11 protein-coding genes are annotated in these 13,871 nt (G+C 42.1%); 9 read left to right on the forward strand and 2 right to left on the reverse strand.

What is annotated here, in order from left to right:
- The first annotated feature begins 15 nt into the window (after positions 1-15).
- The 4 genes from L4C34_RS15620 to L4C34_RS15635 all read left to right on the forward strand — a co-directional run bounded on the left by L4C34_RS15620 (position 16) and on the right by L4C34_RS15635 (position 6,026).
- Positions 16-3,561 carry a type VI secretion protein IcmF/TssM N-terminal domain-containing protein gene (locus L4C34_RS15620; protein WP_428790277.1) on the forward strand — a complete coding sequence of 1,182 codons (3,546 nt, stop codon included), beginning with the start codon at positions 16-18 and terminating at the stop codon, positions 3,559-3,561.
- A 54-nt stretch (positions 3,562-3,615) separates the two neighbouring features.
- Positions 3,616-3,780, forward strand: a complete 165-nt coding sequence (locus L4C34_RS15625; protein WP_428790278.1) for a hypothetical protein — start codon at positions 3,616-3,618, stop codon at positions 3,778-3,780.
- Positions 3,781-3,951: 171 nt separating this feature from the next.
- A complete protein-coding gene (gene ompW, locus L4C34_RS15630) occupies positions 3,952-4,596 on the forward strand; it encodes an outer membrane protein OmpW (RefSeq protein WP_428790279.1) in 645 nt (214 codons plus the stop codon).
- Between the two features lie 233 nt (positions 4,597-4,829).
- Positions 4,830-6,026 carry an MFS transporter gene (locus L4C34_RS15635; protein ID WP_428790280.1) on the forward strand — a complete coding sequence of 399 codons (1,197 nt, stop codon included), beginning with the start codon at positions 4,830-4,832 and terminating at the stop codon, positions 6,024-6,026.
- Positions 6,027-6,033: 7 nt separating this feature from the next.
- On the opposite strand, the gene L4C34_RS15640 is transcribed toward L4C34_RS15635, so the two are convergent.
- Positions 6,034-7,020, reverse strand: coding sequence for a GlxA family transcriptional regulator (locus L4C34_RS15640; RefSeq protein WP_428790281.1), 987 nt, complete (start codon positions 7,018-7,020; stop codon positions 6,034-6,036).
- A gap of 535 nt (positions 7,021-7,555) precedes the next feature.
- On the opposite strand from L4C34_RS15640, the gene L4C34_RS15645 reads away from it, so the two are divergent.
- The 4 genes from L4C34_RS15645 to L4C34_RS15660 all read left to right on the forward strand — a co-directional run bounded on the left by L4C34_RS15645 (position 7,556) and on the right by L4C34_RS15660 (position 12,379).
- Positions 7,556-7,849, forward strand: a complete 294-nt coding sequence (locus L4C34_RS15645) for a DUF1330 domain-containing protein (protein ID WP_428790282.1) — start codon at positions 7,556-7,558, stop codon at positions 7,847-7,849.
- A gap of 98 nt (positions 7,850-7,947) precedes the next feature.
- Positions 7,948-9,663 (forward strand): ATP-binding protein, encoded by a 1,716-nt coding sequence (locus L4C34_RS15650; RefSeq protein ID WP_428790283.1) that lies wholly within the window; start codon positions 7,948-7,950, stop codon positions 9,661-9,663.
- A 323-nt stretch (positions 9,664-9,986) separates the two neighbouring features.
- Positions 9,987-10,706, forward strand: a complete 720-nt coding sequence (locus L4C34_RS15655) for a Tll0287-like domain-containing protein (protein ID WP_428790284.1) — start codon at positions 9,987-9,989, stop codon at positions 10,704-10,706.
- A gap of 74 nt (positions 10,707-10,780) precedes the next feature.
- The gene (locus L4C34_RS15660; RefSeq protein WP_428790285.1) at positions 10,781-12,379 is read left to right on the forward strand and encodes a methyl-accepting chemotaxis protein; all 1,599 of its coding nucleotides are present in this window, start codon (positions 10,781-10,783) and stop codon (positions 12,377-12,379) included.
- Positions 12,380-12,457: 78 nt separating this feature from the next.
- On the opposite strand, the gene L4C34_RS15665 is transcribed toward L4C34_RS15660, so the two are convergent.
- Complete coding sequence (locus L4C34_RS15665) at positions 12,458-13,168, reverse strand: hypothetical protein (protein WP_428790286.1); 711 nt, start codon at positions 13,166-13,168, stop codon at positions 12,458-12,460.
- Between the two features lie 199 nt (positions 13,169-13,367).
- On the opposite strand from L4C34_RS15665, the gene L4C34_RS15670 reads away from it, so the two are divergent.
- Positions 13,368-13,868 (forward strand): GNAT family N-acetyltransferase, encoded by a 501-nt coding sequence (locus L4C34_RS15670; protein ID WP_428790287.1) that lies wholly within the window; start codon positions 13,368-13,370, stop codon positions 13,866-13,868.
- Positions 13,869-13,871: the final 3 nt, after the last annotated feature.

The following is a 13,871-nucleotide window of genomic DNA, read 5'->3' on the forward strand; positions in this document are numbered from 1 at the left end:
TAAACGATCGTAATCATGTCAGGTTCGAAACGAAAGTGGCTCTGGGCTGCATTAAAACTGTGTGCGTTTTTGATTGTTGTTGTCGCGATCAGCGCGGCGATATTTCTATGGGTAGATTTGGAGCATTGGCCTTGGTGGGCGGGCGCTGTTGTGGCATCAGCTGTGATTGCTATTGGCTGTTTCGTCTATTTAGCACGTCGGTATGTATTGAGATACAAAGAACGACGGTTCGTTGAACATGTTGTCAAGCACGATAAGGATGCGATTGAAGCCAGCCAGTGGGCACTAAGACAGCGCTGTTATGATCTTGAGCAACGCTGGACTCAAGCTTTGCAACAACTAAAATCCTCTCGATTGAAGCGGCAAGGTCACCCTCTGTATGTTTTACCATGGTATTTGGTATTGGGGGAGGAGAGTACGGGGAAATCTTCGCTATTGCGTCAGTGTGGCTCAAGTAGTGTGCTTACTCCTCTTAGCGGCACTAGCGGTAGCGCGACAAAACACTGCGACTGGTGGTTCTTTGAACAAGGCGTATTCCTTGATAGCAGTGGCAAATACGTAACAGAAAATACAGCCAACGATGATTATGAATGGCAGCACCTTTTGGCCTTAATGGCGAAAGCTCGTCGTCGTGAGCCCTTGAATGGTTTGATTGTGACCTTAAGTGTGGAACAGCTGGTGCCCCCTAACTTTATTGAGCTTCAGCAATATGGTCGTCAGCTAAGAAGGAAAATCGATCACTTGTCCAAAGTCTTGGGAGCGGAGATCCCCGTTTACCTCATGATCACTAAGTGTGATCAGTTAGAAGGGTTTATGGACTTTGCCAATTTGTTGGAGGCAGATAAGCGAGACATGTTGCTTGGTGGTATCAACCAAGATAGGCACAATTTGCCTATTCAAGTTGTAGCGGAGGGTATTGAGCAAGTAAGAGCTCAGCTTTTGGCCTACCAAATGGAACATTTGGCTGGTACTGAGCCACTGCCCCGCTGCGTGCTGTTGTTATCGCAAAACATTGCCAACTTGCAAGGTGCTCTTACCCAATTCGCAGAATCAGCGTTTGGCCAAACGCCATACCAAGAGCCGATTTTCTTACGCGCGTTGAGTTTTAATTCAGCTGAACATACGGACCCAGTGCCAGTTAAATCCTATTCAAAGGTACTCAATGCGCCAGTAACGCCGAATTTTTCCTATAATTCGGCACTCACGTCAGTTGAAGGTAGTGGAAACTTTCTGGCAGAAAAAGTAGGCAATGCTTCTGCACCTTTGAATGTACTTCCGGCAGTTGAAAAACAACATAAGGCGGAGACTCAGACCACAGGGATGTTTTTACGCCAGTTTTTCTCTGATCGGTTGCAACAAGATCGGCACCTTTACCGATTTAGCGGGTCATTTTTGCGTTGGAGAATGTGGAGTTCAAACGTATCAATGATCGCAGGGTTATTGCTGCTCTTTTTTGCTGTCGGCGGAATGAGTATCGATTTTATTCAAACCCACGATAGTTTTCAAAACCTGAGCGTTAGTATGAGCCGGGTGAACTCACTTTCTTCCTTTATAGGAAATACCCAGCCTCCTAGCTTACAAGATAAGCAGCTAGCCTTGTCGGAACTTGCTCGTACTATTCGTCAGGCGGAACATAGCCACCAAGTATTGGCAGAGGTTGGCCTCAACTTATGGCTAGAGAAAGGCATCGTACGAGCCAAGAAGGCCTATGTGGTGGGTTACTCCAAATGGATGTGGAGCGATCTTCATCTTGAATTTGACCAGCCGCTTAACGCGAATATCGCCCATACCCCGCAGCAAGTCGGTAATACTGTGGATTATTTGACTTGGCAAATCGCTCAACTTAAATCTCGAATCAATGATGGTCACAGTACACCAGTGCGCATCGCTCCGTTGGGCTCGCATACTGCAAAAGAGAGTTTCAACACCTTGGCGTTTGTTCGGCGAATCGAGTCGCAGCAAAGGTTCATCGACTATATCGATTGGAGTAAAAGTGATGCCCAGCTTAACCAGACACTTAGAGAGTCACAGCAACACCTTCAATACACTTTGTCTCAGAACCCGTTAAACGGATGGTTGAGCACGTGGGTTCAAGATAACGACCAAATTGCGAATGTTGACGCCGCTGATTTTTGGCAAGCAAGCTTATCCGGTCATCCAGTTTCCGTCCCCGGAGCGTATACCTTAGCAGGTAAACGTTTTGTGGATAGTTTCTTAGTGAGGTTGGAGTCTTGTGGACAAGGGAAAGTCACGAAACAGATCCTGCGTTTCCAGCAAGACTATCACCATCAGTTCATCTCCCATTGGTTTGATTTCTATAGAGGATTCCCTGAGAGTGCCAAAGGCTTGAGTTTGGCCGATAGAGTACAGATCGCGAATCAATTACTCACTGAAAATAACCCTTTTAGCCGAATGAGAACTCGAGTCTTAACTGAGTTGCGGGGGCTGGGCGGGACGTCGAGAAATTGGCAAAGTTTATGGTTAGCTCAAGAGGTTGAGCAACAATACTGGAGTGAGAATACCAATAAGAGTCTGCTTAGTAAGGGGAGCGAACTACTCCACCGAAATGATGCTCAGTTAGTCAGTGACGACCCTGCCTTCCAGTCAAAACTGGATCACGGTGTAAAGCTGCTCGGTGCCTATTATGATCCATTGAATAAAATGCTGGCTCACATTGGTGATACGTCTACAGCTTATCAAGCCGTTAAACCTTTATTTGTACAATCGACACTTGATTCTGCCGAAAATAAGACGGCGGAAGTTGCACATAAACTAAGCCAGTTAATGCACGTGACGGGCAGCCATGCGAATGGGGGAAATATTTATAATGCTCAGTTCTTGTTCATATTAAATACGGAAGAGGCACTTGCAGCGCAATACCTACAGGATCTCTGGAGCGAACAGGTTTACGGACCGCTACAATATATTCCCGCTCATGATAGGCGCCAAAAATTATTCTCGGATAACGGATTGTTAAGCGCTTTCGTTAAAGGCCCTGCGAAAGGCCTGATAAAAATGGGCGCAGTCGGGTGGGCACCGGGTAATTATATGGGCACGAAACTGCCTTTCACCAAAGAGTTTTTGTCTTTTATCGATCAAGGTGAATACCTGAAGCATGATATGAAAAGTGATTATAAAGTGGTGGTAAAAGCCCTGCCAATGGGCGTCAATACTCGAGCGCAAAACCATCCATATCAATCAACCTTGACGTTAGCTTGTTCCAATAAACAGCAGCAGTTGGTGAACTATAATTATTCGCAGTCGCAATTGTTTGATTGGCAACCAGCGATGTGTGGAGATACCACGTTAACGGTTTCGTTCAATGGCTTTGATTTGCAGAAAGTCTATCCCGGTACCAATGGTTTTCAACATTTCCTGACCCAGTTTAAGCATGGCGTTGTGACTTTTTCAGCTAAGGATTTCCCATCAAGTGAGCAGATTTTGCATGCCAATAACATTCGTTGGTTGAAAATTCAGTATCAATTCTCAGGCAATTCGCCCATTGTCGCTTTGCATACCCGAGACCGGACTCGCTTGCCGTTGAAAATTGTCGACATATAAAAGGCCAATCAAAATAGGCACATAATAGATCTACACCCGAAGGAGAGAAGAAGAGTGAATAAGGAATATCTGCAGCACCATGACTGGCGTGAGCGCAAGTTACCTCTTGTTATGTTGGCGATTTGGTTTATTGCTTCTGGCGCTACCTTGCTCCTCGCAATTAATCTAACAGAGACGATGGCTCAGGTTAAAACAATACTTAGTCTGGTGGATTTATGAGCAACTAGCAGTTAGCTGGCTAATTTCTTGGGTAAATTTGATCTACATCAGCGATGCATCTCTTATCGAGCTATAACTAAAAGCAATTGATCTCGGTCAATTTCGTCCCTAGTCCATATGTTAACGTTAGCGCGAATAATAATGACTAGCCCAATATATAAGGGACGAATAATGAAAAAGACGATTTGTGGTGCTGCCGTCCTTGCTGCGTTGCTATCAACCAGCGCATTTGCTCATAAAGAAGGCGACTTTATCGTGCGTGCCGGTCTGGCATCTGTGGTACCCAATGACAGCAGTGGTTCTGTACTGAATACAGCGAGCTCGTTCTCGGTGAATTCGGATACCCAGCTTGGCTTAACTTTTGGTTATATGCTGACTGATAACGTGAGTGTCGAAATTCTAGCGGCAAGCCCATTTTCTCATGATATCTCAACCAATTATGGTAATTTAGGTGATATTGCAACGGTTAAGCAATTGCCACCCACGTTAATGGCTGAATATTACTTTGGTAATGCAGAAAGCAAGTTCCGTCCTTATGTTGGTGCGGGCATCAACTACACGACCTTCTTTGATGCGAAGTTGAATGATACTGCAAAGAGCAATGGATTGAGCGATTTATCATTGAGTGATTCTTGGGGCTTAGCGGCGAACGTTGGCGCAGACTACATGATCAACGATTCTTGGTTTGTGAACGCATCGGCTTGGTATGCTCAAATTGATACCGATGCGACTTATAAAGCAGGGAATACAGAATACACGACCAACGTTAAGATTGACCCATGGGTCTTTATGATCGGCGGCGGTTACAAGTTTTAGATGTATAGGCAAGCAAGTTATTCATCGTATTGAAAGTGATGCTTTTTATCCGCGGTCTTTAATATTGCTTGCTTCCTCCTTTTCTCCTCTCATTGCTAACACTTCACGATATATCGCTTAGCAGAACATCAGATTGTTACCGCCTTTGATAGGGAATCAGAGCTTGTTACCTGTTTCGAAATATCAATTCAGGTAGATTGTACGAATCCTGATTATCAACTTGCTGGGCAGCGATGAAAGCAGTCACTCGAAACTACGTTTTATTGGCAGTAGCGAACACTACTTCCTTGATGGGGAATTGGGTGTTCAAATTGGTGACTATTTATCTATTGTGGCATATGACAAAATCTGCGTTTGTCACCTCATTGATGGCAGTGGCTGAATTTGTGCCGAATATGTTATTCGGCCCGATAGGAGGTGCGCTTGCAGACAAGGTGCAATTGATCAGAGCCAATACGATTTTAAATACCTTGCTTGCCTTCAATTCTTTTGTTGTAGCAGGGCTATTATCACTCGGTCTAGATGATGCTCGTGTCGTGCAAGGACTATTGATTCTTACTGCCGTTAATTCTGGTTTAGGTGCATTGAACCGCTCCACAAATCAGAAGATCGTCGGTTTTGCTTTCTCGAAAGATGAAATTAAGCATGCACTGTCTATTAATAGCCTTTCATTTAATATGACTAAGTTTATGGCACCTCTACTTACTGGACTTGTGATATATGGCCAGTGGTATTCATTTGCTTATAGTTTTAATGCACTCTCTTTTTTCGCTTGGGTATATAGCGGTTATGCGTACTCTTACCATCGTAAACCAGTACATGAATGCGAGCAGCGTCAGTCGATATGGAGGGACATTACTGGCGCACTCAGCTACGTTAGGCGGGATCAAAATTTGTTTTTCCTGCTCACAATGGTAGTATTTGCGACCGTATTCTCGCGCTCCATTTTTGATATGTTACCTGTTTTGACCGAATACCTAATGCATACGGATAGTGAAAACTTCGTATATATCTCGGCGTCACTAGGCCTGTTTTCCATATTCGCTGGGCTCGTAAATAGCCGAGTGAGCAATGGCTCAATTCAAATGCCCTTGATTTGTTCCGTGATTGCGATGGTGTTGATATCGGCCAATATCTTCTTTTCTAACTTCCTTGCGGCGATCGTTTTGCTTGGGCTTGGTTCGTTTTTCTTTGTTCTTTCCGGTATTAATACCATTACTTATATTCACGTAAATTGCGATGAGAGCCAAAAAGGAAAGGTGATAGGCCTTTACTACTTGGCTTTAACAGGTGGTGCCTCGATTGGCATGATGCTATATGGAGTATTCGTTGAGTTAGACGTGAAGCTATGGATATGGTGTTTATCCCTTATTGGTTTGGTGTGTTTACTGGCTTACCCGAAGCCAGCAAACACACTCAAAGAAGTTTAGTGATGGATTACACTTCAACATACTGGGCAAACTTCTTACGATAAGCCGCAGGTGATAGACCAGTCGAACGGTTGAACACTCGCCTAAAAAAGCTCACATTCTTATAACCGACGTTAAAGGCGATTTCTTCAAACGAGCGCCTACCAATCTCCAGTTGCTTCTTGGCGGCTTCTATTCTGATCAAATGTAAGTAGTTGAGAGCCGTCTCTCCAACTGCTTGTTTAAATCGTCGATTGAAATTACGAGGGCTCATCCCCGCCTGCTCGGCCAACCCTTCCATAGACAAGCTGTTGGACAGATTGCTCTCGAGCCATTCTTGCACCTTTAATATTTCGGCGTCTTGGTGATTTTTCTCGGGAAGAAAGACGGAAAAAGTGGATTGTGATATTCGGTCTAAATCCACTAAGGTGCAGCGAGAGCTTTGTAAGGCGACTTCACGGCCACAGTATTGGTTAATCAGATAAATGACCAAGTTGAGGTCTGCCGTCATGCCGCCACTGCAAAATAAGCCACCGGAATCAGTGACCATTAGTTCTGTGTGCAGGTCGACTTTAGGAAAGCGAGCTCTAAAAGCTTTTGCTAGTCCCCAGTGAGTTGTGGCTTTTTTTCCGTCTAATAATCCTGTTGCCGCTAAGGTGAATGCGCCTGTACATACACTGGCTAAATGCGCGCCTTTTTTATGCCATTTTTTTAGCCATTCGACTCTTTTGAAAAATGCTAAGTCTTCAACGCCATAATGAAATCCTTGAGAAGGGATCACAATCAGATCGGCATGCTCAATTTCGTCTATTGAACAATGCGGAGTAATCGCAACGTTGTTCGTCGCCATGACGGATTTTCCATCGACGGTCGCCACTTTAACATCGAAGAAAGGGGAAGGAGCGATACCTAAAGTACCATTCCACAATACGCCCGCTTGCAAAAACATATCCATCGGACCGCCGATACTGGAAAACAACGAATGGTCTGCTGCGAGAATGACTACTTTTTTCATTAACTGCTCCATTACCTAAAGGTTGTTACTAAATAGTAGTTGATTTGTATAGGGGGGGATGCTCAGGGGATATTTTTGTATAGAAAGACTCCCCTTAGGTGAAGGTTACAACATGCCTTAGAAAAATGTAGGCTCCATTTAGGACACATAAAGTCCGATATGGACAGTTTGCAGTGGTAATGCAATTGATTGAAATGTAAGCATATTTATAGCACGAAAAAAAAGTAATGGTGGTGTGAGTATTATCTATGAATCGAGCGGTGGTCTATTTGTGTCACTCGATACGAATAAGACAAATTACATGGGTGAATCACTTTCATCTATCTTTGTTCGTTATCGGATTTTACCCATAAAAAACAATACGGTATGTTTATTTCTTGTTGTTACCTTTTACTTTAAAGTTTTTCAGTATGCAACGTAAAAGGGTGAGTGTTGGCATTATCAGACTTTTTGTGTCCAAAATGGAGCTAATAAAACGGCAACTGAAAGGTATAGTTAAAGTATTCATAATAATTACATAAGAAGGATGTGAAAAATGAGTGCATTTATGCTGGCAAATATTACTGTAAGACAGCCAGATAAGTTTAAAAAATACTTATCTGCAGTTCAAAAACTAGGGTCAAAGTATGGCGCAAAATTATTGATCAAAGGTAAGGCACTACGATTAATTACCGGCGGGGCATGCGAAAGTGAAATGACAATTGTCGTTAAGTTTCCTAGCCCAGAAAGTATTGATGAATTATTTGAAAGTGAAGAATATCGCGCTCTTATTCCTTTAAGAGAAGAGGGTGCACATATCGTAATGACATCGCACCATGAAATGGAATAGATATTAAATATGAATGGTTATTAACCAATTCAACTAGAGATGAAAATCTAGTTGAAGTAAATGAATAAGTAAATGAAGAAGAAATAAGGAGAGCAGAAATGAAAACTAAATCGTTACTATCAAGGCTGTTCTTCGTATTTGTTGTGGCTTTTTTGTTTACTTCATTGCTTATTTACGTTTCATTTGAAAGTTACAATAAAAAAATTGCATTGCAATGGAGTGTGGAATTCGCAAAACAAAATGCGGAGCAGCACCTTGTGTTAAGGAAGTATTACGCAGAGAAGATAACGGATGTGGTGAAAAATAACTCAGACATACCAGTTAGCTGGAGCGTAGACAGGGATCAAAAGAAAACCATACCCTTGCCATCTACCTTTATGCACGAAATTAGTGAGGAAACTGGGCAAGATAAAAGCTTAATACACATGAACTTTTACAGTAAATACCCTTTTGAAGAACGGCAGCATCGAGTGTTGGATAGTTTTCAGAATAAAGCTGTCTCTAAAGTTGGTTTAGATGATGACATCTACTATGAAGTTGGACCTAATGTCATCCGTGTAGCAATTCCTGACTTCATGAGCTCCAAAACGTGTGTTAATTGTCACAATTCTCTTCCCGATTCACCCAAAAAAGATTGGAAAGTAAACGATGTCGCAGGGATATTTGAAACTAAGTTACCAATAAAAAATCAGTACCAAATGATGAGGAGTGAATCGTACAAAGTATTCTCAATGATTGCATTAGGCTTCGCCCTCTTATTTCTATTTTCTATGTTGTGGCTGAAGCGGTTTGTTGTTTCGCCTATTCAGCGAGTAGAAGAGGAGCTGTTGATACTTCCAGAGCAAAATGAAGCCAGACATATATATATAGATGGTGCAGAAGAGTTTGTTAATTTGTCTTCTAATATTACAAATGTGGCTAATCAATTAATAGCTAGAGCGAATCGATGTAAAAAAGCAGAACTTGAAGTAAGAAAGGTCAATGAAGAGCTTGAAAGCTTAGTTAAAGAAAGAACGATGGATCTGCAAGGTAAAATTGTTCAGCTTGAAGATGCGAAAAAGCAGATTATTGAATCTGAATCTATGGCGGCCTTAGGTACCATGGTGGCAGGTATATCCCATGAAATTAATACACCGGTAGGTATTGCGCTGACATCTCAGAGCTATATTCTTACCTCAGTCGAAATTATGTCTCAGAAGTTCAATGCAGGTGAGCTTACGGAACGAGAACTTTTAGATTTCTCAACAGATCTTAAAGAGGGAATGCAACTGAGTATTTCAAACTTGGAGCACGCGGCAAAATTAATTCAAAATTTCAAAAAAATATCGGCTGATCAGATGATAGAAGACATTTCGGAGTTTTCTCTCAATGAGCTAGTCAGTAGTTGCATATTTTTGCTTTCCCATGATTTGCAACGAAAAGGAATTAAAGTCAACTTTTCACAAGATGACAATGTAGATCTATCTGTGAAAAGCTGCTCGGGTTTACTCAGTCAGGTGATGATTAACTTAATCAAGAATGCAGAGATACATGCTTTCCAAAAAGTTGAGACCCCAGAAATATCAATTAATGCAGTGAAAATGGATCAGTTTGCAGAAATAGTTGTGCGAGATAATGGTGTCGGTATTCCGAAGTCCGATATAACCAAAGTGTTCCAGCCCTTTTTTACTACAAAGCGTGGCAATGGTGGAACTGGCTTAGGTCTTAGCCTAGCACACAATATTGTCGTTCATCGTTTAAAAGGAAAAGTAGATATCATTTCTAAAGTGGGTGAATTCTGTGAGGTGAAAATACTCATCCCGATTGGACAATAATAGTAAGAAAGATATAAAGATCAATAGAAAGGGGGTAAAGGTAAATATGGACGTGAAGGGAATGGTTACGAGGAGGTAAGAGTAATAGGGTGGATTTAATAAACTAAAAAGTATGAATGTTTGCAAAACTAAGTTATGACTTTTAGCTTTAGTTTTTGGGAGTATGACAAACAGGTATGCCTAACTTCACTAAGGGGATGAGCTACGTGGGTGAGGATATATCATGGAAACCACACAAATAGCATCTCCGTGATGTTTTGAATTTTTTAATCATTACTGGGTTTGTGATTTTTAATATAGTTCAACTATTTTAAGGATGAAATATGAATAAGGTACAGTGTCTATTGTTGATGTTATGCACTTTAATTTTTTCAACAGGGGTTTCTGCAATGAGCAAAGCGGAAGTTGCAGAGCAGTTTTCAACGTTGTTTCTGAGCTTCAAGATCTCGATACTCACGTCTCAGCCATTGATTAATGACCCCAATATTGGTGACAAAGGGTTAACTGGCCCAGTGATAATCGAGAAGACGAAGGCAAATTATAAAAGCCTGACAGGGAAAGAATTTCAACTTTCACAAGACCCGACACTTCGTAAAGCTCAAGAAACCTTATTCTTTTCAATCGACAAGTTAATGACCAAGGTTCAACCCATTGTTAACAGAGAAGGGCTTGGGTTTAAAGGGTTGATCACCGCCGTTATGGCTCGCAGGCTTGCAAAGCTGTTTACAACCGAAATGGGCGGAAAAATGTCGTTTAAATTTACCGCTCCAGATGATTTATTGCGCAGTAAAGCCAACAAAGCTGATACGTGGGAAGAGGGTGTGTTTGAAGAACAATTTCGCTCAGGAAGTTGGGATAAAAGTAGTAACTACTCTCAGGTCGTAGGTGAAGAGTTTCGCTGGATGCAACCTGTGTATCATGAAGCCGTGTGCATGAATTGTCATGGTGATCCTAAAGGTGAGAGAGATGTTACAGGCGCGGTCAAAGAAGGAGCTAAAGTGGGCGATCTTGCCGGGGCATTCAGTATTAAAATGGTAGAGTGATACTGAGTATTTTAGTTTGGAGTGATGTCCTAGCGTAATGATATGGACCTCGAAGAACAAATTGGAAGTTGATTATGATTAAAGGTATTAGTCTCAGACTTAAAACTTATGTGATGGTTCTATTTTTATTATTAATAATGATTTTTACTGTCGCGCTCATATATACCAAGGTGTCTGATAGCCGAGAAACTGTGAATAATCAACAGACATTAAGCTCCGAGGCCCAGTTAATTGTCGTGGCGAGATATGATCTGCAGGAGCTAAAGTACTGGCTCACAAATTATTCCAGAACGTATTTGTCTGAATCGGAGGAGAATGCTCAAAACGCACGTACGTCTTTGTTGACCAATTTGAAGGGAATTTCTTATTTTGAAAGAGAAAAACTTCAACAGGTCGAGAGTGCAATTGATCAATATGTACAACTAATGAGCGAAGCGACGGAGTTTTATGTGGATGAAATGGCGCTAATTGCTAACGGTAATGTCAGAAATGCGATCGACCTAATTCAACCATTGACCGATGAAATTGATCAGTTATATCAAGATAAATACAGTCAGGCTCAGATCGCGTCGAAGGATGTCAGTGAAATTAGCGACTTTGTTTTGGTTTTGATTCCCATTGCTGCTTTGTTTGCTGTGATTGTTTCGATAATTGTCGCATTGATTTTTACCAAGCAATTAACCACGCCAATTCTTCAATTTTGCAATCGTATTGTTGAGATAAAAGAGACATCCAATATTACTTTACGTATTGATACAGACAGTCAGCCATCTGAGCTGAAGAAAATTGGTGATTCTTTGAATGACCTTTTGAATAGTTTCCAGCAAGCTATGTGCGAAGTGAGCGATGCGGCAGAAGAGCTGACGAGTGAATCGAAATCTACCAGTGAACTGACGAGCAAAACTCAAAAAATCATTGATTCACAACACCAAGAAAGCGATTTGGTCGCGACAGCGGCAACGCAAATGAGCACCACGGTACAAGAGATGGCAAAAAGCGCGAGTGAGACCTCAAGATCGGTCAGGGAAGCAACCAAAACGACCGATAGTGGGCTGGAAACCGTGGTTAATAACATCCGCTCAGTCAATGAGCTAGAAGAATACATCAAAGACGCCTCGCTAAAACTTAATCAGGTTGAAGAGCATACGGTTCGAGTGGGCGGGGTATTGGATGTTATTCGAGGTATCGCAGAACAAACAAATCTGTTAGCTCTTAATGCGGCGATTGAAGCGGCGCGAGCAGGGGAAAGTGGTCGAGGTTTTGCTGTCGTGGCTGACGAAGTGCGCACGTTAGCGAAGCGAACCCAAGATTCTACCGCTGAGATTGATGAAATGATTAACCAGTTGCAAAACGGTACTCAAGAAGCCGTCGAAGTAATGTCGAACAGTTTGGCTCGTGCTAATTCTTGTGTTAGTGAAACGAAACGGACAGGAGAATCGTTAACGTTCATCTCAAAGGCAATGGGACAAATCAACGATATGATGACGCAAATCGCGACGTCTGTGGAAGAGCAGCATCACGTCGCCGATGAAATCAGCCAGAACATCGTTAATATCAGTAGTGTCGCCAATAATGTTGCTGAGGATGCGAATACCTTGGCACGTTCTAGTCAGACTAATGAGAACTTGGCGTCTAAACTGAAAGTGCTCATCGGTCAATTCAACTATGCCTAACTAAGCGAGGCGTGAAGAGAACAGTCGAGAGCGTGAAAAATGGACTGCTTTTCCTAAGACAGTCCATTTTCACGTTCGTTATTTGATATGGACGTTAAGTTTATCGACAACGTCTTTTCCGACTTGGTGGCTGCATAAGATGTATCGCTTGTTGCCTTTAGGCATATCTGAAAAAGTAATAAATTTAAATTCTGCCTTTTTCATCTCTAATGCTTGGATTAGACCATCGGCTTCCTCTATAGAAGTGAACATGTAATCTGCTCGTCCATGGGAAATCATGGTGAACATCGCATCATTCTCAGAGGTGGTCGTCGTGGTTGTAGGTTTTTGGGTTGCAATTTTATCGTCAATGAACTTTCCGTATGAATAACCATCTTTTACGAGTAACTTGAGCGAGCTATCTTGCATAATCTGTTCGATGCTCATCCCTGACTTGATTTTGGCGTTACCAGATTTTGCAAGAGCAATAGCGGGTTTGTCTTGATAAATGGCCTTAGTAAAATAGGCAAATTGTTCTCTATTCGAGTTTTTAAACCAACCGATCAGGCAATATGGCCCGTTGTTGGATTTGAGCATATCAATTTGCCTTTTGCTGGGTACTTTTTTTAATGAAAAGGGAATATCTGCCTGATCAAATGCGTTGACTGCAGGGGAGCCCGTTAACCCCGTTAGTTTGTTATTTTTGTAGATGAGATAGGGCACTCGTTCATTGAAAAGAAGGGATATATTATCTGCAAATACCGTCGCAGATAAAAAGAGCGATAACATCAGTATTGTCACTCTGGCCATACAAACCTCCGTTTTCTGAGGCAGCGGTTATCTATTTTACTAACCTCTATATTTGTAAGTTGTCGTTCTTGATTGTAGCGCTAATTTATCGACTTATATTTCAATTCTTTGGTCTATGGAAGTGTAGTATAGTCTGTTAGTGATGCCTGAAAAAACGTAGGTCACTGATTAATCTACTATATTGATGAAGGGCAATGAAATGAAAATGGAACTTGTGAGCTTGTCTCATGCAGAATTAGTTAAGCCCTATTTTGCTCAGTGCGTAGCAGATGGCTTAGAGCTATATCGGGGAGCGATAGCGGATAGTAATGCTTACTTATCCAAGCGGATCGCGTATGGGAAAGGGTTGCAGCTTCCTGAAGGTTGGCCACCGATTAGTCTGTATTTTTGTATTGATTCTGGATCAATTGTCGGCGCTATTCGGTTGCGACATGGCACAAACGAATACATCGAACGAGAAATTGGCCATATTGGCTACGAGACGTTGCCACAAGCTCGTGGGAAAGGTGTCGCGAGTTTTATGCTTGCTTGGCTAAAGGAGCAGGTTGTAGAAAGCAATGCGATTCTTATATGTGACGCCGACAACGCAGCCTCACAAAAAGTGATTGAAAATAGCGGTGGCCAATATATGGAAAGTTACTACTCCGCTGAGAGTCAATGTGAGGTAGTAAGCTACAGATTAGCTCATAGCGAACCCTAGATC

The sequence above is a fragment of the Vibrio profundum genome, assembly GCF_050337555.1.
Taxonomy (GTDB): Bacteria; Pseudomonadota; Gammaproteobacteria; order Enterobacterales; family Vibrionaceae; genus Vibrio; species Vibrio profundum.

Coding starts and splice junctions, on each gene's coding strand:
- L4C34_RS15665 (WP_428790286.1), bottom strand. CDS start 13,168: ATGGCCAGAGTGACAATACTGATGTTATCGCTCTTTTTATCTGCGACG.
- L4C34_RS15645 (WP_428790282.1), top strand. CDS start 7,556: ATGAGTGCATTTATGCTGGCAAATATTACTGTAAGACAGCCAGATAAG.
- L4C34_RS15670 (WP_428790287.1), top strand. CDS start 13,368: ATGAAAATGGAACTTGTGAGCTTGTCTCATGCAGAATTAGTTAAGCCC.
- L4C34_RS15650 (WP_428790283.1), top strand. CDS start 7,948: ATGAAAACTAAATCGTTACTATCAAGGCTGTTCTTCGTATTTGTTGTG.
- L4C34_RS15660 (WP_428790285.1), top strand. CDS start 10,781: ATGATTAAAGGTATTAGTCTCAGACTTAAAACTTATGTGATGGTTCTA.
- L4C34_RS15620 (WP_428790277.1), top strand. CDS start 16: ATGTCAGGTTCGAAACGAAAGTGGCTCTGGGCTGCATTAAAACTGTGT.
- L4C34_RS15655 (WP_428790284.1), top strand. CDS start 9,987: ATGAATAAGGTACAGTGTCTATTGTTGATGTTATGCACTTTAATTTTT.
- ompW (WP_428790279.1), top strand. CDS start 3,952: ATGAAAAAGACGATTTGTGGTGCTGCCGTCCTTGCTGCGTTGCTATCA.
- L4C34_RS15640 (WP_428790281.1), bottom strand. CDS start 7,020: ATGAAAAAAGTAGTCATTCTCGCAGCAGACCATTCGTTGTTTTCCAGT.
- L4C34_RS15635 (WP_428790280.1), top strand. CDS start 4,830: ATGAAAGCAGTCACTCGAAACTACGTTTTATTGGCAGTAGCGAACACT.